The organism is Bradyrhizobium sp. UFLA05-108 (assembly GCF_059803455.1).
In genome coordinates this window covers 1-967 of sequence record NZ_JBANAZ010000215.1, presented here as the reverse complement: position 1 = coordinate 967, position 967 = coordinate 1, and the positions used below count along the sequence as shown (strand labels likewise).

At 64.6% G+C, this 967-nt stretch carries 2 protein-coding genes; both read left to right on the top strand.

Annotated features, from left to right (window positions below):
* A partial coding sequence (locus SO140_RS46065; protein WP_498544216.1) for a FadR/GntR family transcriptional regulator occupies positions 1-285 on the top strand: 285 nt, incomplete at its 5' end.
* Positions 286-411: 126 nt separating this feature from the next.
* Positions 412-967 (top strand): D-alanyl-D-alanine-carboxypeptidase/endopeptidase AmpH (gene ampH / locus SO140_RS46060; protein WP_498544215.1); only part of this gene is annotated, 556 nt, incomplete at its 3' end.

Here is a 967-nt window from a genome sequence, read left to right as displayed (position 1 = left end):
GGTTCCGCCACCCACCCCGGCGATCGGCTGTTCCACATCCGCATCGCCCAGGCCAGCGGCAACCCGGCCTATGCGTTCATCATCGGCCACCTGCTCGGCCACCGTTACGGCAGCATGTTCCGCGTGCTGCAGCGCCACTATACGCCGGACGACATGCCGCACCGCTCCGAGCTGGAACACCGGGCGATCCTGGCGGCGATCGAAGCGCGCGACGTGCGCGGCGCCCGCAAGGCGATGAAGGCGCACCTGGACGAAGTGATCGCCATTTTCGCCCGCGCGCAGTAGGCCGCCGGCGGTGAAAAAATTTTATCGCCACCGCTCTTTTTTCTACATGCAGCCGGGGCCTGGGGGCATTACACTGGGCGACGAATAAGCCCTTTCCCCGCTGCATTGTTAAATGGATAACGACCGTTGAAGAACTCTGTCTCCGCTTTATTGCTGGCGCTGGGCCTGTGCGCCGCGCCGCTGGCCGTGCAGGCCGCGCCCCCGCAGCTGGCTTCGCAAATCGTCGACCAGTATGCCGAACATATTTTCTACAACAGCGGCGCCACCGGCATGGCGCTGGTGGTGATCGACGGCAATCAGGTGGTTAACCGCAGCTTCGGCGACACCAAGCCCGGCAACAACCTGCGCCCGCGCCCGGATTCGCTGATCCGCATCGCGTCGATCACCAAGCTGATGACCAGCGAAGTGATGGTAAAAATGGCGGCGGCAGGCCAGGTCAAACTGACCGATCCGCTGCGCAAGTACGCCCCCAAAGGCGCCTATGTGCCGGCTTACAACGCCGGCCAGCCGATCACCTTATTGAACCTGGCCACTCACACCAGCGCGCTGCCGCGCGAGCAGCCGGGCAAGAAGCCGCCGAAAACGCCGGTGTTCACCTGGCCGACCAAGGCCCAGCGCTGGCAGTGGCTGGCGCATGCCAACATCACGACGCCGCCGGGCGTGCACGCCGCGTATTCCAACC